Origin of the sequence: Arthrobacter sp. efr-133-TYG-120 (genome assembly GCF_030209785.1) — a bacterium.
In the GTDB taxonomy this organism is placed as follows: Bacteria; Actinomycetota; Actinomycetes; order Actinomycetales; family Micrococcaceae; genus Arthrobacter.
In genome coordinates, this window is sequence record NZ_JARVRI010000005.1 from 202,562 (window position 1) to 221,644 (window position 19,083).

The window sequence follows — 19,083 nt, forward strand, 5'->3', positions numbered from 1 at the left end:
TTGTTTGGGCGTTTGGGCGTTCGGGTGTCAGTTCAGGACGAGTTTGGCCGCGCCCACAATGGCCGCGGTATTGCCTAGCGCCGCGCGAAGCACGGGAATGTCGGCAAGCGGGGCCATGAGCTCCTTGCGCAGGGCGCGTTCCATGGGTTTCCACCAGAAATCTCCCGCATCCGCCAAACCCCCGGAAACCACCACCGTCTCCGGGTCGAGGATGTTGACGAGCCCGCCGATCGCCTGCCCCGCGGCACCTGCGCCCGCCCCGATGGCTTTGATGGCGGCCGTACCGTCGGCCGAATCGGCACGATCTCCGTCGTGCACCAAGGCAAACACCGCACGAGCGTCCGGGACCTCGGGGGAGCCGCCGAAACGGACGAAGGATTCGTGGATGGCCGGGCCGGAAGCGATCGCCTCGACGTGGCCCGAGCCGCCGCACACACACGGGAGGGCCTTGCCCTCGTGATAGGCGTACGGCGACGCAAAATGCCCCACGTGCCCACCCACATAGTGGTGCCCCAAAACAGGAGCGCCGTCCAGCACAAAGCTGCCGCCCACACCCGTACCGAAAGCCACCATGAGCGAACTCGAAGACCCGGCAGCCGCCCCACGCCACGCCTCACCCAGAGCATGCGCATGCACATCGTTGACGGCACTCACCGACCCCCGAGGCAAACCCAGGAGCTGCGCCAACCCCGCCGTCAATCCGGTCCCGGCCCACCCCAGGATCGCATCAGTCGCCGAAACCACCTCGCCATTCACGGCATCGATGACCCCGGCCGAACCCACGCCAACACGCACGACGTCGATTCCCGCACCCGCCGCCCGCCGCATGAGCCGCCCGACGAGCGCCGCAGTTGCCCGCAAAATAGCGTCGCCCCCGTCCCGATTCAGCGTAGGAATCTGCTCCGAAAACAACACCTCCCCATCGGCCCCCACAACCCCCGCGGCAGTCTTCGTCCCCCCAAGATCGACCCCGACCACGTACATCATGTTTGTCCTCCGGATCGTTCGGTTGCTGGGTTCATCGTTGTTGGGTCACGTGTTTACTGCGGTTGCGTCTGTGGTCAGGTTAGCCGTGGGTGGGTCAGCGCGGACCCATCATTTCGCCGGCGCTTAGACACCTCCCGACATCGTCTTCCGGTCGCTGGGCGACCTTCAGACGACTCTGGTCGGCGATGCGCGCCTACACGAAACAATGCGCCCGCGCTTTGCGCTGTCCACTCACCACTCGCCCGCCGCGCCGAGGAATGCTGACGTTCCCGGTGACGCGGCGGTCCAAAACGGACCGCTCCGAAAGGTTCTGCAAGCACCCGAGTGCCGGAGGGACGGTTTTGTGTAGTCCCGCATCGCCGACGAGAATGCTGCGCAGGTCGCCCAGCGACCGGAGCGGCATGGCGGGAGGTGTCTAAGGGACGGCAAAACTGGTCCTGCGGCACGACCCGACCACGGCGACAAGCTCGGGTGAGCTGACGACAACGCAGCATAGGTGACGTCCTGAATCAGGCGAGCCGACGCCGCCCTCCTAGACCAGGCCGTTGCGCTCGAGGATCGTGCGGATTGCGGAGGTTTCTTCGGCGTTCAGGGAGAGCATGGGGGCGCTCATGGTGTTGGATTCGATGATGCCCATGATTTGGAGGGCGGTCTTGAAAGCGCCTAGTCCTGCTGCGCCGCCTGAGACCCGGCCATTGGGGGTGTAGACGATGTCGAAGAGGTCGGCCAGGCGGTCTTGTTCGGCGGCCGCCGCGGTCCAGTCTCCGGCCTGGGTGGCGTCGAACAGGCGGCGGTAACCGGCGGGGTCTACGTTGCCGAGGCCGGGTACTACGCCTTGGGCGCCGGCGAGGAGGGCGCCGTCGACGACGATTTCGTGGCCCGTGAAGATGTCGAAGTCGGGGATGTCCTTGGCTGCGAGGAGGAGTTGGCGGAAGGAGACGTCGTCGCCGGAGGAGTCCTTGACGCCTGCGATGACGCCGTCACGGCCGAGGCGGACCAGGAGGTCGGTGGGCAGTTTGAAGTGGGTGCGGACGGGGACGTCGTAGGCGAAGATCGGCTTGTCCACGGCAGCGTGGATGCTGCGGAAGTGGGTTTCGGTCTCCTGGGCGTTGCCGATGGCGTAGTACATGGAGGTGACCACGATTGCGTCGGCGCCGAGATCCACGACTTTGCGTGCTTCTTCGATGACCCGGTTGGTGGTTTGTTCGTTGGCGCCGACGATCAGGGGCACGGCGCCGGCGTTCGCGTCGGCGATCGTGGAGACCACCAGTTCGCGCTCTTCGTTGGTCAGGTAGGGGACCTCGCCCGAGGAGCCCAGCACGAAGAGGCCGGACACGCCGCCGTCGAGCAGGTGTTTGGTGACGTTCTTCAGGGACGCGGTGTCAACGCGCCCGTCGGCGTGGCGGGGGGTGATGACCGGGGGAATGACGCCCTGGAACTGAGTAGACACAAAAATCTCCGTTGCTTGGATCTGGATGGGAAAAACTTAGGTGTGGAGCAGGCTGGGCGCGGCGCCGAGCAGCTTCTTGGTGTAGTCGTTGCTCGGGTTGTCGAAGACCTGGGCGGCCGGGCCTTCTTCGACGATCTGTCCGAAGTACATGACGCAGATGCGGTCGGAGACGTAGCGGACAGTCTGGATGTCGTGCGAAATGAAGACCATGCCGAGGTTCAGCTGGGTTTTCAGGTCAGACAGCAGGTTGAGGACTTGGGCGCGGACGGAAACGTCGAGGGCCGACGTCGGCTCGTCCGCCACGATGATGTCCGGGTCCAGGGCGAGGGCGCGGGCGATCGCCACGCGCTGGCGCTGTCCGCCGGAGACTTGCGACGGCGTGACCTCGGCCGCCGATTGTGGCAAGCCGACGAGGGCCAGCAGTTCCTTGACCTTGGTCGAGCGCGACGCGGCGTTGCCGATGCCGTGAACCTGTAGGGGATCGGTGAGGATGTCTTGGATGGTCATGCGTGGATTGAGGGCCGTTGCGGGGTCCTGGAAGACGACGGATACGGCGCGTCCGAACTCCTTGCGCATCCGGGCGTTGCGTTTGATGGCCGGCTTGCCGTGGAAGAGCACCTGGCCCGACGTCGGGGCCTGGAGTCCCACGAGCACTGACGCGAGCGTTGATTTGCCGCAGCCGGACTCGCCGACGATGCCGACCGTTTCGCCCCGGCTGATGCTGAAGTCCACGCCGTTGACTGCCTTGACGATGTTGGGCCGGAAGAGGCCGCCCGTGCGTGCCCGGTGGTGGACCTTGACGTCTTTGAGCTCGATGACCGGTTTGCCGGTTGAAACACTCACTTTGCGTCCTCCTTCAAGTGGCTGGCCCAGTAATGGTCCCGGTCTGCTCCGCCGCCGGCGGGTTCAACAACGGCGAGGACCAATTGCTGGTTCGGGTCGGCGTCGGGCCTCAACGAACGCGCCGCAAAACGGTCGCCTGGAGCGAAATCGCGCGGTGACGGGACGGTGCCTGGGATCTGGTGGAGGCGGACGGCGTCGGCTTCGATCGAAAGGACCGCGCCCAACAGACCGCGCGTGTATTCGTGCCGCGGGTTCTGCAGGAGCTCCGAAGCCTGTGCGGATTCCACCACCTGGCCGGCGTACATGACCGTGATCCGGTGCGCCAAGGAGGCAACCAGGGCGAGGTCGTGGCTGACGAAGACCATGGCGAAGCCGAGCTGTTCGCGCAGTTCGTTGAGCAACTCCACTACTTGCTTCTGGACGGTGACGTCGAGGGCGGTGGTGGGTTCGTCTGCCACCACGATCTTCGGCGAGCGTGAGAGCGCCATGGCGATTAGGACGCGTTGACGCTGGCCGCCGGAGAGCTCGTGCGGGTAGCTGGCGAGGGTGCGGACGGGATCGAGCTTGACCATTTCCAGCAACTCGGCAGGGGTCTTGCGGCCGCCTCGCCTGGTCAGCTGGGTCATCTGTTCCTTGATCTTCATGGATGGGTTGAGCGAGCTCAGCGCATCCTGGTAGACCATGGCGATCTGTTCGCCGCGCAGGCCCTGGTAGGCCTTGCTGTTGCTGTGCTTCGAGCCGGAATCCAGGAGTTCCTTGCCGTCGAAGACGATGGAACCGGTGATCTCGGCGGTCTTTGGCAGGAGGCCCATGATCGCGAGGGACGTGATGGACTTGCCGCAACCGGATTCGCCCACCAGGCCCATGGTTTCGCCTTCGCGGACGGTGAAGGAGACGTTGTCCACGATCGCGGTCTCGCCGAAGCGGCCCGGGAAGCGGATGGACAGGTTCTTGACCTCCAGAACGTTCCTGGCGTCCGCGGGAACCTGGGGGAGCCGGTCCGTGCGCTTGGCCTCGATGGATGCGAGGAGCTCGAGTTCCTTGTCCAGCAAGGCATGCGGATTCTCCGCTGCGAGTCTCGGATCGTTCAGGACGGACGCCGCGTAGTCCTCTTCGGAGAGCGGATCGCCGTTGGCGGCGCGAACGCCGTCGAGCTCGTGCTGTTCCACCACGGAAGACTGGGCCACCGACGTCGCGATCTCGGTATCGACGGCGGCGCCCGCCACCGCGGCGCCCGCAAAGGCAGCGGCAGCGCCGTCGTCGTCCTTCACGACCGGCGCCTTCCGCAGCTTCGGGTTCACCATGGCATCGGTGAGCCCCTCGGCGAGGATGTTCAGCGCAAGCACGGTGAGCAGGATGGTGAGGCCGGCGAAGGTGGTTGCCCACCAGCCGCCGGAGAGGACCAGGTTGCGGCCGTAGGAGATCACGTTGCCCCACGACGGCGCGGGATCCTGCACACCGGCGCCGAGGAAGGACAGCGATGCTTCGAGGATGATGGCGTCGGCCACCATGACCGTGGCGAAAACCAGCACCGGGGCCGCAGTGTTGCGGACAATGTGCTTGAGCAGGATGTAGGCGCGGCCGGCGCCCATCACGCGTTCGGCGCGGACGTAGTCTTCACCGTATTGGGAGAGCACATTGGCGCGGACCACGCGGGCGAGCTGCGGGGTGTAGATGATCGCAATCGCGACGATGATGGTGGGCACCGAGTTGCCGAACGCCGCCAGGAGCACAGCTGCGAGGGCGATGCCTGGGAACGCCATGAGGATGTCCATGAGGCGCATGACGATCTCGTTGACGGCCTTGCTGGACGTCGCGGCGAGCGAGCCAAGCACGGCGCCGACGACGATCGCAAGGGCCACTGCGCCGAGGCCGATCATGAGCGAAGACTGTGAGCCGTATAGGAGCCGGGAGAAGACGTCGCGGCCCAGGCGGTCGGTGCCGAAGAAGTGGTCGCCGTCCGGAGCTTGCGCAGGAATGAACGTTTCCAGGGGATCGTGCGGCGCGATGACGGGCGCGAAGATCGCCGCCAGGGCGATGACCACGAGGAACAACAGGGCAAAACGCGATCCCCATGGGAGGGACTTGAAGCGGACGCCCGGGGCGCTGAGCCGTTCAGCAAGTTTGCTGCGCATGGCTATACCGTCCTGATTCGGGGGTTGATGAGCAGGTACAGGAGGTCCACCACGATGTTCACCAGAACGAAGGTGACCGAGATGGTGAGGACCACGCCCTGGACCAGGTTGACGTCCAGGTTGGTGATGCCGTTGAGGATCAGCTGGCCCATGCCCGGAAGGGCGAAGATCATTTCAATCACGACGGCGCCGCCCAGGAGGTAGCCGATCCTGAGTCCCAGCACGGTCACCGGAGTCACGAGCGCGTTGCGCAGGACGTTGCGGGACACCACCTCGCGGTACGGAACTCCGTTGCCAATGGCTGTCCGGACGTAGTCGCGGTCCAGTTCCTCCACCATGGACGTGCGGACCACGCGGATAAGGGAAGCGGAGACCGGAATGCCGAGAGCGAGGGCCGGGAGCGCCATCGAGTTGAGCCAACCGCCGAAGCCGGACTCCGGCGTCGCGATCCCGCCCGAGGGAAACAGAGGGTTGTCACCGAGCGCGAACCACTGGATGAGCAGGATGCCAAGCCAGAAGGACGGGGTGGCGATGGCCGCGATGGAGAAGATCCGGACCAGTTGGTCCTGCCACTTGTCGCGGTAAAGGGCGCCGATGATGCCGAATACCAGCGAGAGCACGACGGCGATGATCACGCCGAGGAACGTCAGCTGGAGGGTTAGCGGGAAGGCAGACGCGATCATGCTTGCCACCGACTTGGACGGCGGGGTGGTCACGCCGAGATCGAGCTGCAGGAGCCTGCCGAGGAAGCGGAAGTACTGGACGAACAGGGGATCGTTCAGGCCGTTGTCCTGGCGGTACTGCTGTTTGGCGGCCTCGCTGGCGCCTTCGCCGAGGGCCGTGCTGGCCTGGTCGCCTGGGGCTGCTTGAAGGACGAGGAAGACCAACAGCGTGATGCCCAGGATCATCAAGGGCAATGCCGCGAGCCTACGTCCAAGCAGACGCAATATCATGACCATTTGTTCTCCGGTTGCTTTGGTGCGGGGGCCCAACTGACTCGCAGTAAGTGTCGTTTTGAGCCGTCTAAACGACAACAAATGCGAGCCAGTTGGGTGTGGCTAGGACGTGCGGCCGACGCCGATGAAGGACAGTCCCGTGGTGGGCAGCGGCTTGAAGCCTGAGAGCTTCTTTTCGTCCCATGCACTGGGGAGCTGGCGGTGGAAGAGCGGGTACAGCGGGACTTCGTCCGAGACGAGGTCCACGATCTGGCCGGTGATCTTCTTCGCGTCGGCGGCTGCGGCCTGCGAGCCCTTGTCCATCAGGCCCTGGAGGGTGGCGCTCTCCGGAGTGGTCCAGTAGGCGCGCTTGGCCATCCAGGTGGCGCCGGAGTAGAACCAGCTCAAGAGCAGGTCTGCGTCGTTGCCGAAGACGGAAGGGTCGCCCGGGGCCGCAACCACGGAGAAGTCGGCCTTGCCAACCCTGTCCGAGTACAAGGCGCCGGACTGCAGGTTCTTTGCGGTGACCTTGACGCCGGGGATCTTGTTCCAGGATTCAAGCATCAGCGGGGCAACATCCTTGACCCAGGCAGTATCGGTGGTGAGCAGCTCGAATTCGAGGTTGCTCACGCCGGCCTGCTTGAGGAGGTCCGCGGCCTTCTGGGGATCGTAGCCGTAGACGTTCTTGGCCTTGACGTAGTCCGGGTGGCCTTCCTGGAAGTACGACGACGCAGCCTTGGCATTGCCGAACAAGGCCTTCTTGATGATGGCGTCCTTGTCCAGTCCATAGTGGAGTGCCTGGCGGACCAGCTTGTTGTCGAACGGGGCCTTGGCGCAGTTGAACATCAGGAACAGCATGCCGAAGGACTGCACGGATTCAACGCGGGTCTTGGACTTGAGCCCGTCCATGTCCAGGTACGGGACGTCTTCGATCGCCTGGACACGGCCTGACTGGACTGCCGTGACACGGGCGGCCGCGTCCGAGAGCAGCAGCCAGGTCATGCCCTTGGCGAGTGCCGGCTTGGGACCGTTGTAGTCGGCGAAGGCTTCGAAGACGATCTTGTCGTCCTTGACTGCCGAAATCAGCTTGTAGGGGCCGGAACCGACGGGCTTGGCATCGAATCCCTTCTGGTCGGACGAGGCCAACGCCTTCGGCACCACCTTCACCACGGAGATTCGCGGTCCGAAGCCGGGGAAAGGATATTTCAGCGAGAACTCGACTGTCTTGGCATCGAGGGCCTTGACGTCCTTGATGAAGGGAATGAACTGGGAGAACAAGGACTTGTTGGCCGGGTCCATCACGCGGGTGAAGGAGTAGACAACATCGTCGGTGGTGACAGGGGCGCCGTTGTGGAACTTGGCACCGTCGCGGATGGTCACCTGGTACGTGGTGTCGTTGACCTTCTTGGGGTCGCTGGCGGCCAGCGCGTTGTAAGGCTCGCGGGTGGCGGGGTGGAGTTCCACGAGGCCTTCGAAGACGTGCAGGTTGGCGGCCTGCGGCGTGGCACCGGAGGACGTCATCGGGTCGAAACCCGTGGACAGGGCATAGGAGATGCCTGCTTCGATGGTGAGATCCTTGTTGACCGCCGCAGTGTTGTTTGCTGCGCCCGTTGTGGTGGAGGCAGGACCGCCACATGCCGACAGGGTGGCCGTGAACGCTGCCGCGGCTCCAATCGCCCCGGTCAGCTTGAGGAAGTTGCGTCGGCTGGCGTCGCTGACCAGCGGCAGGGTGTTAATCGTGTTGCTCATAAGATGCCTCACCATTCAAGTTTTCTGGTTATCGGATGTAGGACATCCGATGCTCGTAAAGAAACTGTAAGGGTGGTCACATGAAGTCGTCAAGCGAGATCTGGATCACTGGTGGCCGGAGGAGCGGTCGCGGCGGTGCTGCCGGAGTGCTGCCGGTGGGCGCGGCGCCGCGGTTTACCCTGCGAGATTCGGGCCCGGGGCTCGGTGAAAAATAAAGGCGAACATCTATCAAGGAGATGGGACATCCGATATTGTATGTTGCGAAGCACTATATCCACGGTGGGCGCTAGGCTCACCTCAACATTAACACTGCACTGATTCCTTGTCCCCGGTCCTGAAAGGATCCGGGCCAGGGAGGGGTACTTTTGCAAGGAGAGCCATGACCACTTCCGGTGTCGTTCCGCAGGCGCGGTTCAGCGCACAGGCCCGGCTCAGGGCCCTTCAGTCGGACATTATGGAATTGATCCTCGAGCGCGAGCTCGAGGCGGGCGATCCTTTGCCCACGGAAAATGAACTCTCCGTGGCGTTGGGGGTAGGGCGCAACACCCTGCGCGAATCGCTGAAAGTGCTGCAGGCGCTGGGTGTCATCGAGATCCGCCACGGCTTTGGCATGTTCGTCGCCCCGAGCAACTTCGAGGCGCTCGCCGACGGCCTGACGTTCCGGGGCCGCTTGTCCCTGCGCCACCAGGGGCTCGAGGCGCTGCAACTGGTGGACGTGCGCCAGGCCCTCGAATCGGGGCTGATCGGATCCTCCATGGATGTGATGACCGCTGAACAGCTCGCCCTGATCGAAGAGGCCGTCAAGCAGATGGAGGAGCTCGCAGCCTCCGGCGAGAACTTCGTAGCCGCCGACGCTGAGTTCCACCGCCGGCTGTTCGAGCCGTTGAACAACGAGCTCCTCATCAATCTCATGGGCGTTTTCTGGAAGGTCTACCGGAAGATCCACGTGGAGATCGGCTCCGACAACGAAGATCTTGTAGCCACCGCGGCCATGCACCGAAGCATCTATACCGCCGTCGCAACCGGCGACAAGCTCGCGGCCGCCGAACTGCTCAATCGTCACTTCGACGGAATCCGCCGCCGCATCAGCGAGGCCGTCGCAGTCTGAGGCCTGGCACCCAAGCCCGAGGGCCGCCGTCGTACTTTTCATGAAGTACGACGGCGGCCCTTGCCTTTTGCGCGCAACCCCCGGAGACGCTGCCCTTCCTGACCTTCTTTGGTTTGGGAAAGCGCTTACGACACGGCGAGTCTCGTCATGTGGTGGCCGTGGGGCGGCAAAGAGGGTCAGGACGGCGAGGGCGTCGGCTTGCACGTTGGATCGTAGAGCGATGCCCTGGGTAGGTGGCGGATTCTGCTGGATCATTCCCCCTGCCGAAGGTCTCTGGCCGTGTGATTCCAAGGGTGCCGGGCCCGGGGAGTGCTTGTGATCCAGCAGAATCGTAGGCGCACCTCCGCCGTGGAGTGAGGTCTGCTGGCCGCGTAGTGCCGGGGGAGTCCTTCGGGTTCTTGAAGGGCTGCCCTTCCTGACCTTCTTTGGTTTGGGAAAGCGCTTACGACACGGCGAGTCTCGTCATGTGGTGGCCGCGGGGCGGCAAAGAGGGTCAGGACGGCGCGCGCAACCCACGAGGCGAGGCGCGCCAACCAACCCGGCCCGGAATTTGACGAAAAAAGACCCGCACCGGGTCCGGTGCGGGTCTTCATTTGTGCGCCCAAAGGGATTCGAACCCCTGACCTTCTGTTCCGTAGACAGACGCTCTATCCAGCTGAGCTATGGGCGCATCTTGGTGATTCTCGGGAGTTTCAAACTCGTTCCCCCCTCGAACCTCAATAAACTTTACGCGAGATCCCCGTTCGTGCCAAATCGACTCGGTGTAATCTGCCTAACTAGACCGGTCTATGTGACCTTGGTCACTAAATTTGGCCAATCGCTGACGCGGATCCTTGATTTTTAGGGGTTTTGCTCCGAAATGGTCAAGAGATCCCATGTCCGAGCCCAGATTGGTCTACTCCGCGACCCCTAGCATTTAGGACACACCACTGAACCCGAGGAAGGGAACCACGATGGGCGATCTGGCGCGACTGCCGTTGCTTGAGAAGGCACCTACTACGCATGCACGCCTGTTGGCCTGGGTGGAGGAAGTTGCCGAGCTGACACAGCCGGACCGCATCCACTGGGTTGACGGCAGTGAAGCTGAGAACAAGAAGCTGACCGACGAGCTCGTCGAGGCCGGGACCCTGAAGAGGCTGAACCAAGAGCTCTTCCCCAACTCTTTCGCTGCATTCTCTGATCCCGCGGACGTAGCCCGTGTGGAAGAGCAGACCTTCATCTGCTCTGAGAAGGAACACGACGCCGGCTTCACCAACAACTGGATGGCTCCGGCGGAGATGAAGCAGAAGCTGCGCGGGCTGTTCGCCGGCTCCATGCGCGGCCGCACCATGTACGTCATTCCGTTCGTCATGGGCCACCTGGATGCCGAAGATCCGAAGTTCGGCGTCGAGATCACCGACTCCGCCTACGTTGTCGCCTCGATGCGCATCATGGCCCGCATCGGTACCGACGTCCTCGACCGCATCACGCAGACCGACGCTTTCTTTGTCCCCGCGCTGCACTCCCTGGGCGCTCCGCTGGAAGCCGGCCAGGCCGACGTCGCGTGGCCCTGCAACCCGGACAAGTGGATCGTGCACTTCCCCGAAGAGCGCTCCATTTGGTCCTACGGCTCCGGCTACGGTGGCAACGCCCTCCTCGGCAAGAAGTGCTACGCCCTGCGCATCGCCTCCGTCATGGCCCGTGACGAAGGCTGGCTGGCCGAGCACATGCTGATCCTGAAGCTGACTTCGCCCGAGCAGAAGACCTACTACATCTCTGCGGCATTCCCCTCCGCTTGCGGCAAGACCAACCTCGCGCTGCTCGACCCCACCATCAAGGGCTGGAAGGTGGAGACCCTCGGCGACGACATCACCTGGATGCGCTTCGGCAAAGAGGGCGAGCTCCGCGCCGTCAACCCCGAGGCCGGCCTGTTCGGCGTCGCACCCGGCACCGGTTGGGGCACCAACCCCAACGCCATGCGCGCCATCGCCAAGGGCAACAGCATCTTCACCAACGTTGCGCTGACCGACGACGGCGGCGTGTGGTGGGAAGGCATGACGGAGGAAACTCCGGCGCACCTGACTGACTGGCAGGGCAACTCCTGGACTCCCGGCTCCGGCAAGCCCGCGGCACACCCGAACTCCCGCTTCTGCACGCCGATCGACCAGATCGACATGCTCGCCGAGGAATACTTCAGCCCCGACGGCGTGGAACTCTCCGCGATACTCTTCGGCGGCCGCCGTAAGACCACCATCCCGCTGGTCACCGAGGCCCGCGACTGGTCCAACGGCATCTTCATGGGCTCGACGCTGTCCTCCGAGACCACCGCTGCAGCGGCCGGCGCCGTCGGCGTTGTGCGTCGCGACCCCATGGCCATGCTGCCGTTCATCGGCTACGACGCAGGCGACTACCTGAACCACTGGGTCAACCTGTCCGCCAAGGCCAACCCTGAGCGACTGCCCAAGATCTTCCTGGTCAACTGGTTCCGCCGCACTGCCGAGGGTGGCTTCGCCTGGCCCGGATTTGGTGACAACGCCCGTGTCCTCAAGTGGGCCATCGAGCGCCTTGAAGGCAAGGCCGACGCCGTCGAGACTCCCATCGGCTTCGTGCCGACCGGCGAGTCCATCGATCTCGAAGGCCTGGACATGACCCCCGCCGAGGTGGAAGCCGCAGTGCGTGTCGACGCCTCGGAGTGGAAAACCGAACTGGCATCGATCGAGGAATGGTACGCAAAGTTCGGCGGATCCCTGCCGGCCGCACTGCTCGCCGAGCTTGACGGCCTGAAGGCTCGCCTGGCCTAGACCACCAGACGGACGTCCACCTGCACGACCCCACGGCGGTCCCGCACTTTGGTGCGGGACCGTCGTCATTTCCGCATCCTGGAGCAGTCGCTGTGGAGCATTGTGCCGCGATGGGCGTGAGCGTAGCTTTTAGAGAACCAGCAGTTCTCTAATTCAGGGGAGCCGGGCCATGGACGATTCCCAGCGGCACGCAACACGGACCACCGCGCCCTTGGCCGCTTTGGGCGTTGGGGACGTCGCAGTTGCCGGTGGAAAAGGTGCCGCGCTGGGGGAGTTGGTGCGCCAAGGGTTCCCGGTGCCGCCGGGCTTCATCATCACCACGGGCGCGTACTTGTCCTTCCTGGCGGAAACAAACGTGGATGCCGCGCTGGGCGGCTTTCTGTCCGTCGGGCCTGAAGAGGCCCCCGACGGCGGTGCGTCCGACGCCGACGCCGGTGACGGCACCGGGGGTGCTGACGGTGCGGCCCTTCGGGCCCTTTTTGCCGCGACGGAAATGCCCGGCTGGCTGCGGCAGGAGATCCTCGATGCCTATGCGGGGCTGGGCGGCGGGGCGGTCGCGGTCCGCTCCAGCGCCACGGCGGAGGATCTCCCGGGAGCCGCGTTCGCCGGTCAACAGGACACGTATCTCAACGTGCAAGGCGGGGACAACGTAGTCCAGGCGGTCGCCAACTGCTGGGCATCATTGTGGACGGACCGGGCCATGGCCTATCGCCGACGGCAGGGGATCAATCCGCACGAGGTGGCCATCGCCGTGGTCGTGCAAAAAATGGTACCGGCCGCCATGGCGGGCGTCCTGTTTACGGCGAACCCGGTCACGGGCGAGCGCAGCGAAATGGTGGTGGACGCGAACCCCGGGCTGGGGGAGGCCGTGGTCTCCGGGAGGGTGACGCCGGAGCACTACGTCTTGGACGGTTCGGGAAAAGCGCTAAGTTTCACGCCCGGCGGCCGCGAGGTGGTGATCAGCGCGGCCGAGGGCGGCGGCACCCAAGAAAGCTCCGGCACGCAAGGAGCGACGCCCGGGCTCGCCGCGGAGGAATTGGCGGATTTGGCAACGCTGGGAAAGAAGGCCCAGCGGCATTTCGGCCGGCCGCAGGACATCGAGTGGGCGGCGGCAGGCGGCACGCTATACATGCTGCAGTCGAGGCCGATGACCGCGCTGCCGCCCCAACCGCCCGTCCTCAACGCGGTCCAACGTCGGGTGGGGCCGTTCTTCATCGAGATGTTCCAGGCGCGGCCGTATCCCTTGGATGTATCCGGATGGATGAGCCGGGGAATCCTTGCCATGCTGCATGGCATGGCCGGGAGCGTGGGCGTGGTCTTCCCTTCGGTGGAGGATTTGCTGCCGGAGGAGGAAGGAGTGGTGGTGCAACTCATCCCACCCGTCCCGCGCCCGACCATCCGGACGTTTGCCGCACCGGTGTCCTTGCTGCACCGGTCGAGGCGGTTCAAAGCCGCCAACTGGACCCGGGATCCACGTTTCTCCCTGTTTATCGACAACATTGAAAGGCTGAACGGCAAGGACCTCGGCCCGCTGCGATGGAGTGCGGTTGTTGCATTTGCCCGGGAATGCTTCGCGGCGATGCAGGGCATCACGGATTTGAGGGTCTCCTACCTGCCCGGCATTCCGGTGCCGGTGCTGAAGATGCGTTTCATGCTTCTGCTCCTGGGCAAGATCAAGCTTGCGCCCTCGCTGATCGCTGGGGCGGAAACCCGGACCAGCCAGGCAAACCGGGCACTTGAACGGCTCGCTTCCATCGCGGCGGACGATCCCGGGCTGTCGCGCGCGCTCCTTGAGTCGGACCCTCGCGAAATCCTTGGGCTGCTGGAAAAAGAATCCGGACATCGTGCATTCCGTGAGGCCTTCGACGCGTTCCAACTCGAGTATGGCCACCGTGAAACCACGAGCGTTGTCCTCAGCAGTTCGCCCACGTGGTCCGATGCCCCCGAAGTGGTCCTTGGGCTGGTCAAGGCCATGTCGGGAGAGCGGCCCCTAAAAGCGGACCAGGCCGGGAATGCGCTTGCGGAATTGAAATGCCACCCGGCTCTCCGGTTCGAACCGCTACGGCGGAGGGTGCTCGCCGCCGTCGAGTCCGCCCAAGCCGGCATGGCGTTCCGCGAGGACAGCCATTTCTACGCCACCAAGGCCATACCGCCGATCCGCCGGGCGTACCGGGAACTCGGCCGCCGGCTGGTGCTCGCCGGGGTGCTCGAGGAGCCGGACGAAATCCATCACCTGCGGTTCGAGGAACTTGAGTCCATCACAGACAACGACGACGGCGCGCTGCCGGCTTCGCTCCGCGACCGTCTCAGGCCGCTGGTTCTGGCTCGGGCGGCGAAGCGGAGAGAACTCGAAGGCATCCCGTTGCTCGATCCGGCTTTGCTCTTTGGCCGAGGCCACCCGGGTCGCCAGATGGAAGGGGTCCTCGTCTCCGGCACGGCAGCCAGCCGCGGCCAAGCAACCGGGCCGGTTCGTGTGATCCGTACGCCGGCAGAGTTCGGACGGCTGCGCAGCGGAGAGGTCCTCGTCTGCCCGTACACCAACCCCGCCTGGACGCCGCTGTTCCAGCGGGCAGCCGCGGTTGTGGTGGACGCCGGTGGGCTCGGCTCGCATGCGGCGATTGTTGCGAGGGAGTACGGGATTCCGGCCGTTATGGGCACCGGTTCGGGCACCAGCACCTTGGTTGACGGCCAGCGTGTGCTCGTGGACGGAACCCTGGGAGTGGTCCTGCCGGCCGCTTCTCTGGAGGGATCTTGAGATGCCGCAGCAGCCGGACCACCGGAAGCTGCCGCGCCGCCGCGGGGCGGTCCTGAACAGCGCGATCTTCGAGGCGGTCCGGGCCGAGATCGCCGAATCCGGCTACGCGGCACTGACCATGGAAAGCGTGGCCGTGCGCGCCAGGGCGAGTAAAGCTTCGCTCTACCGGCGGTGGCCCGGACGCGCGGCCCTCGTCCTCGAGGCAGCATACGATGCCATGCCTGGCCCCGCCTCCGCGCCGGATACCGGCAGCCTGCGCGAAGACGCCCTGGCGATACTGCGGCTCGTGGCCCAACAACTGGAAGGAGCAGTGGGGCAAGCCATGCGCGGGCTCTTGGGGGAGGCGCTGCAGAATCCTACGGTGGCGGCTGAGGTCCACGAGTACGCTCGCGGCAACGTAGCAAGGATCATGGGCGCCATCATTGAGCAAGCCGCGGCCCGCGGCGAATGCCATCCCAGCGTGGCCACGGAGACGAGGATCGAGGCCGGCCCCGCCCTGCTGCGGCAGCGGTTCATTTTCTCCGGAGCACCGATTGACGACGATTATCTGGTGCACGTGGTGGACGAGGTGATGCTGCCACTTCTGGTTGGGCCGGGGTCGTCTGCTGCTTGCTAGTTAGCGAGCCAGATGTCCGGACCGAAGACCTCGTAGTGAATCTTTGTGGCGGGAATTCCGGCGTTGATGGCTTCGTTGCGGATGTGCTTCATGAACGGCAGCGGTCCGCAGAGGTACAGCGAGGCGTCGGTCGGAAGGTCCACCTCGCGCAGTGACATGAAGCCCGCGTTGGCCCCGGCCTGCGGTTCCTCCAGCCAGAGCTGGAGTTCGGCTGCGTCCAGGCGCTCGACGTCGTCCGTCATCTGCCCGCGCAGGGCCCAACTGTCCAGATTGCTCTCCGCGTGCAATACCAGGACTTGGCGGCTGGAGCCGGAATCGGCGAGCGAGCGCAGGATGGAAGCCGTAGGCGTGCAGCCGATACCGGCCGAGGCGAGGACCACAGGGCCGTCTCCATCCTTGAGCGTGATCTCTCCGTAGGGGTTGGAGATCTCCAGGACATCGCCGACCCCAACGGTTCCGTGCAGCACGGGCGAGACCTCGCCGCCGTCGTCGATCTTGGTCGTGAAGCTGCGGCTGGTGCCGGCGTCGCCCGAAAGCGAGTACTGGCGGACCTGGCGCAGGCCATCCGGGAGTGTGACTTTGACGCTGATGTATTGGCCGGGCAGGGCTGCGGTGATGGGGGTATCGTCGGCCGGCTCCAGGATGAAAGTCATGGACCCGGTGCCCGCGGGGGTCTTGGACGCGACCTTCCAGGGGCTCCACATCTTTCCGTTGGCCTGCGCCGCGTAGAGTCCCTTTTCGAGCTTGATCAGGGCGTCCGCCATGAGCCAATAGACCTCGGTCCAGGCTTCGGCGATTTCAGGAGTGATGACTTCGGCGAGATCCTCCGCGATGGCGGCGAAGAGGTGCTCGTAGACCACTTGGTACTGCGGCTCGGTGATCCCCAGGGAAGCGTGGCGGTGTGCAATGCGGGACAGGACCGTCTCCGGCAGGGTGCCGGGATTGCTCACCAGATGGCTTGCGAACGCGGCGATGCTTCCAGCGAGGGCCTGCTGCTGGGTGCCGGAGCGCTGGTTCGAACGGCTGAATAGCCCATCAAGCAGTTCGGGGTGCGCAGCGAACAGGCGGGAGTAGAACTTGGGGGTGATGTGGCCAATCCGTGAGCCGACGAGCGGCAAGGTGGCCTCGATGACGGGGAAGGACTTGTCCGAGAGCATAGGTACTCCTGTCGTAGTGGCCCGTGGGTGAGTGCGGACCGGAATCAATACTTGTATTTGGAATGCAAGTATCTATAGCTAAAGTTCTACACGCTGTAGAAGGATTTCGCGAATCGACAGCCCGGAGATGACAGGACGCGCTGGAACCAGGCTTACAGTCCGGGGCGTAACCCGATCGCCTGGAATGCCGGCGCCATTTGCCGAAGGCGCGGCAGGGAAGATACGACGACGTCGTCCAGCTCCCGGTAGAAGGCTTCCCTCGCGCGGGCCAGGGCGTGGCGCAGGCCGCACTCGGTAATCAGCGGGCAGTCGCCATGCACGGATTGGCACTCGGCGGGGTCGGGCCTGTTATTCAACTCCCGCAGGATGTGGCCAACGGTGGCCTTCTGTCCGGCGGCGCTGAGCCGGGATCCACCCTTGCGGCCGCGCTCGACGTCGATGAGGCCCAGCTCCCGTAGCCGAACAATGGCCTTGCTGACGTGGTGGTACGGAGTCCCCACGGCGTCTGCAATATTCTGGGTCGTCAGGAGTTCACCTGCGGGCGCGGACGACAGAACCAGGAGCGCACGCAGGCTCACATCCGCGAAGGCATTGATCTTCATGCCCTCAAGCTTACGGAGTAAGGTCTAGTCCACCCATACAAGGGGTTCATTGGTGTCAGCTTCGGCATTGTCAAAGGTGAAGCCTTCAGCGGTCCTGGCATAGGGGACAACGGCCGCGAGGAGGCCGCCGCTGCGATGCTCGGCCGCGGCGTGAATCCCGTCCGAGCCGTGCTCCGGCAGGATGACATCGCTCGTAATCGCCACCGCGCGGTATTCGTCACGGCCCTGGCGAAGCAATTCGAGGATGTCTGCCAGCATAGACTCCGTGTCGACGTTTCCCTCGTCGTCCGGCTCTCCGGGCGTTACGAAGACGATCCGAAGTTCGTTGTCCTCGGCGAGCGTGACGGCGAAGGGCAGGAAGCCACCGTTTTGTTCAAGGTGTTCCTGCGCCGTCGCCAGGGCGGCCCCAAGGGTTTCACGCACTTCGCGGAGTTCGAGTTCCTTGGTGCTTTCGAGGCCGTCGATGGAGTTCATGCTGCTGCTCGCCTTCGCGGCTGCCGGCTAGGCCCTGACCAGTGCAAGGACACGGTCCCGGACCTTTTCCATGGTGGCAACATCCTTCGCCTCGGCGTTCAGGCGTAGGAAAGGCTCCGTGTTGGAGGGACGAAGATTGAACCACCAGCTACCGTCCTTCGCAGTGAAGGTGCTGCCGTCCATGGTGTCCACGTCCACGTCTTCGCCATCAAAATCGGCCCGGACCCGCTCAATGGCTCCTGCCTTGTCCTCGATTTCGGAATTGATTTCACCGGAAGAGACATAGGGCTCGTACTGGCGGCCAAGTTCGGACAGCGGGCCATCCTGCTCGCCCAATGCGGCCAACACATGCATGGCCGCAAGCATGCCGGTGTCAGCGTTCCAAAAATCGCGGAAGTAGAAGTGCGCCGAGTGTTCGCCGCCGAAGACGGCTCCTTCTTCGGCCATGACAGCCTTGATGAAAGAGTGCCCCACACGCGTGCGCACGGCCCTGCCACCGTCCGTGGCCACGAGTTCCGGGACTGCCCGTGAGGTCAGCAGGTTGTGGATGATCACGGGGGTCTCTTCGCCTGCAGCCTGTGCACGGGCGATTTCCCGGCGCGCAACCATCCCCGTGATGGCAGACGGCGACACTGGTTCGCCTTTTTCGTCGATCACGAAGCAACGGTCGGCGTCGCCGTCGAACGCCAGGCCAATATCCGCACCGTGCTCGATGACTGCGGCCTGAAGATCGCGCAGGTTTTCGGGCTCAAGCGGATTGGCCGGGTGATTCGGGAAGGAACCGTCCAGCTCAAAGTACAGGGGAATAATCTCGAAAGGCAGGGCCGGAAGCAGCTGGTCACCAAGGACCGCGGGAGTGGTCAGCCCGGCCATGCCGTTTCCGGCGTCGACGACGATCTTCAGCGGACGGGAGCCCTTGAGGTCAACCAGGCTGCGCAAGTACTCCGAGTAGTCCTTCAGGACATCGCGGGTGCTGATCTTGCCCTGTACATCCGCAGCAGGGATGCTCCCGCTATTGAGGTACTTCTCCGCCAGCGCCTGGATTTCCTTGAGGCCTGTTTCGGAAGAGATCGGCTGGGCGCCGGCCTTGGACATCTTGATGCCGTTGTACTCGGCGGGGTTGTGGCTCGCGGTGAACGTCGCGCCGGCCGCATTGAGGGCACCGCAAGCGTAGTAGAGCTCGTCGGTGGAGATGAGGTCCAGGAGTTGGACATTGGCGCCGCGGCGGGCAGCGCCGTCGGCAAAAGCCTTGATGAATTCAGGGGACGACGGGCGCATGTCGCCTCCAACCAGCACAATTTCCCCGGCGAGGCCGAGGGTGTCGACGAAGGCCGCGCCGACGGATTCCACGATGTGGGAGGTGATGGATTCGCCGACGATTCCCCGGACGTCATAGGCCTTGAAGGAAGCCGAGAGGTCAAATGTCTTGTTCTGCTCGCTAGTCACGCGCTCAATCTTACTGTGGAGCGAGGTCGTCGCCGCGCCGGGACCT

The 19,083-nt window shown here is 64.3% G+C and carries 14 protein-coding genes and 1 tRNA gene; 4 read left to right on the forward strand and 11 right to left on the reverse strand.

Going from position 1 to position 19,083, the window contains the following annotated elements; translation table 11 throughout:
- Window positions 1-27: 27 nt before the first annotated feature.
- From QRN51_RS04285 to QRN51_RS04310, 6 genes are all read right to left on the reverse strand, one after another.
- Window positions 28-987, reverse strand: a complete 960-nt coding sequence (locus QRN51_RS04285) for an ROK family protein (protein ID WP_284988759.1) — start codon at window positions 985-987, stop codon at window positions 28-30.
- A 532-nt stretch (window positions 988-1,519) separates the two neighbouring features.
- Window positions 1,520-2,437 (reverse strand): dihydrodipicolinate synthase family protein, encoded by a 918-nt coding sequence (locus QRN51_RS04290; protein WP_284988760.1) that lies wholly within the window; start codon window positions 2,435-2,437, stop codon window positions 1,520-1,522.
- Window positions 2,438-2,473: 36 nt separating this feature from the next.
- On the reverse strand, window positions 2,474-3,280 hold the full coding sequence (locus tag QRN51_RS04295) for an ATP-binding cassette domain-containing protein (protein ID WP_284988761.1): 807 nt from the start codon (window positions 3,278-3,280) through the stop codon (window positions 2,474-2,476).
- Window positions 3,277-5,415: a dipeptide/oligopeptide/nickel ABC transporter permease/ATP-binding protein gene (locus tag QRN51_RS04300; protein ID WP_284988762.1), complete on the reverse strand. Its 2,139-nt coding sequence runs from the start codon at window positions 5,413-5,415 to the stop codon at window positions 3,277-3,279. Before QRN51_RS04300 ends, QRN51_RS04295 begins: the two co-directional genes overlap by 4 nt.
- Window positions 5,416-5,417: 2 nt before the next feature.
- Window positions 5,418-6,374: an ABC transporter permease gene (locus tag QRN51_RS04305; RefSeq protein ID WP_059388624.1), complete on the reverse strand. Its 957-nt coding sequence runs from the start codon at window positions 6,372-6,374 to the stop codon at window positions 5,418-5,420.
- A gap of 99 nt (window positions 6,375-6,473) precedes the next feature.
- A complete protein-coding gene (locus tag QRN51_RS04310) occupies window positions 6,474-8,114 on the reverse strand; it encodes an ABC transporter substrate-binding protein (RefSeq protein WP_284988763.1) in 1,641 nt (546 codons plus the stop codon).
- A gap of 364 nt (window positions 8,115-8,478) precedes the next feature.
- On the opposite strand from QRN51_RS04310, the gene QRN51_RS04315 reads away from it, so the two are divergent.
- A complete protein-coding gene (locus tag QRN51_RS04315; RefSeq protein WP_284988764.1) occupies window positions 8,479-9,207 on the forward strand; it encodes a FadR/GntR family transcriptional regulator in 729 nt (242 codons plus the stop codon).
- A gap of 596 nt (window positions 9,208-9,803) precedes the next feature.
- Here QRN51_RS04315 and QRN51_RS04320 read toward each other — a convergent pair.
- Window positions 9,804-9,877: transfer RNA gene (locus tag QRN51_RS04320), tRNA-Arg, on the reverse strand.
- A 283-nt stretch (window positions 9,878-10,160) separates the two neighbouring features.
- Between QRN51_RS04320 and QRN51_RS04325 the strand changes: the two genes are divergently transcribed.
- The 3 genes from QRN51_RS04325 to QRN51_RS04335 all read left to right on the forward strand — a co-directional run bounded on the left by QRN51_RS04325 (window position 10,161) and on the right by QRN51_RS04335 (window position 15,358).
- A complete protein-coding gene (locus QRN51_RS04325; RefSeq protein ID WP_284988765.1) occupies window positions 10,161-11,987 on the forward strand; it encodes a phosphoenolpyruvate carboxykinase (GTP) in 1,827 nt (608 codons plus the stop codon).
- Window positions 11,988-12,156: 169 nt separating this feature from the next.
- The gene (locus QRN51_RS04330; RefSeq protein WP_284988766.1) at window positions 12,157-14,742 is read left to right on the forward strand and encodes a PEP/pyruvate-binding domain-containing protein; all 2,586 of its coding nucleotides are present in this window, start codon (window positions 12,157-12,159) and stop codon (window positions 14,740-14,742) included.
- Between the two features lies 1 nt (window position 14,743).
- Entirely contained in the window at window positions 14,744-15,358 is a 615-nt protein-coding gene (locus QRN51_RS04335; RefSeq protein WP_284988767.1) for a TetR/AcrR family transcriptional regulator, read from the forward strand.
- Here the strand turns inward: QRN51_RS04335 and QRN51_RS04340 are convergent.
- From QRN51_RS04340 to QRN51_RS04355, 4 genes are all read right to left on the reverse strand, one after another.
- Entirely contained in the window at window positions 15,355-16,515 is a 1,161-nt protein-coding gene (locus QRN51_RS04340; protein WP_059388629.1) for a globin domain-containing protein, read from the reverse strand. The two genes, QRN51_RS04335 and QRN51_RS04340, sit on opposite strands and share 4 nt — an antisense overlap.
- 152 nt (window positions 16,516-16,667) lie before the next feature.
- A complete protein-coding gene (locus tag QRN51_RS04345; RefSeq protein WP_284753446.1) occupies window positions 16,668-17,117 on the reverse strand; it encodes an RrF2 family transcriptional regulator in 450 nt (149 codons plus the stop codon).
- A gap of 24 nt (window positions 17,118-17,141) precedes the next feature.
- Window positions 17,142-17,591, reverse strand: a complete 450-nt coding sequence (locus tag QRN51_RS04350; RefSeq protein ID WP_284988768.1) for a hypothetical protein — start codon at window positions 17,589-17,591, stop codon at window positions 17,142-17,144.
- Window positions 17,592-17,618: 27 nt separating this feature from the next.
- Window positions 17,619-19,037 (reverse strand): phosphomannomutase/phosphoglucomutase, encoded by a 1,419-nt coding sequence (locus tag QRN51_RS04355; RefSeq protein ID WP_284988769.1) that lies wholly within the window; start codon window positions 19,035-19,037, stop codon window positions 17,619-17,621.
- Between the last annotated feature and the right edge of the window lie 46 nt (window positions 19,038-19,083).

Coding starts and splice junctions, on each gene's coding strand:
- QRN51_RS04340 (WP_059388629.1), bottom strand. CDS start 16,515: ATGCTCTCGGACAAGTCCTTCCCCGTCATCGAGGCCACCTTGCCGCTC.
- QRN51_RS04315 (WP_284988764.1), top strand. CDS start 8,479: ATGACCACTTCCGGTGTCGTTCCGCAGGCGCGGTTCAGCGCACAGGCC.
- QRN51_RS04335 (WP_284988767.1), top strand. CDS start 14,744: ATGCCGCAGCAGCCGGACCACCGGAAGCTGCCGCGCCGCCGCGGGGCG.
- QRN51_RS04285 (WP_284988759.1), bottom strand. CDS start 987: ATGATGTACGTGGTCGGGGTCGATCTTGGGGGGACGAAGACTGCCGCG.
- QRN51_RS04310 (WP_284988763.1), bottom strand. CDS start 8,114: ATGGTGAGGCATCTTATGAGCAACACGATTAACACCCTGCCGCTGGTC.
- QRN51_RS04330 (WP_284988766.1), top strand. CDS start 12,157: ATGGACGATTCCCAGCGGCACGCAACACGGACCACCGCGCCCTTGGCC.
- QRN51_RS04345 (WP_284753446.1), bottom strand. CDS start 17,117: ATGAAGATCAATGCCTTCGCGGATGTGAGCCTGCGTGCGCTCCTGGTT.
- QRN51_RS04325 (WP_284988765.1), top strand. CDS start 10,161: ATGGGCGATCTGGCGCGACTGCCGTTGCTTGAGAAGGCACCTACTACG.
- QRN51_RS04300 (WP_284988762.1), bottom strand. CDS start 5,415: ATGCGCAGCAAACTTGCTGAACGGCTCAGCGCCCCGGGCGTCCGCTTC.
- QRN51_RS04350 (WP_284988768.1), bottom strand. CDS start 17,591: ATGAACTCCATCGACGGCCTCGAAAGCACCAAGGAACTCGAACTCCGC.
- QRN51_RS04305 (WP_059388624.1), bottom strand. CDS start 6,374: ATGGTCATGATATTGCGTCTGCTTGGACGTAGGCTCGCGGCATTGCCC.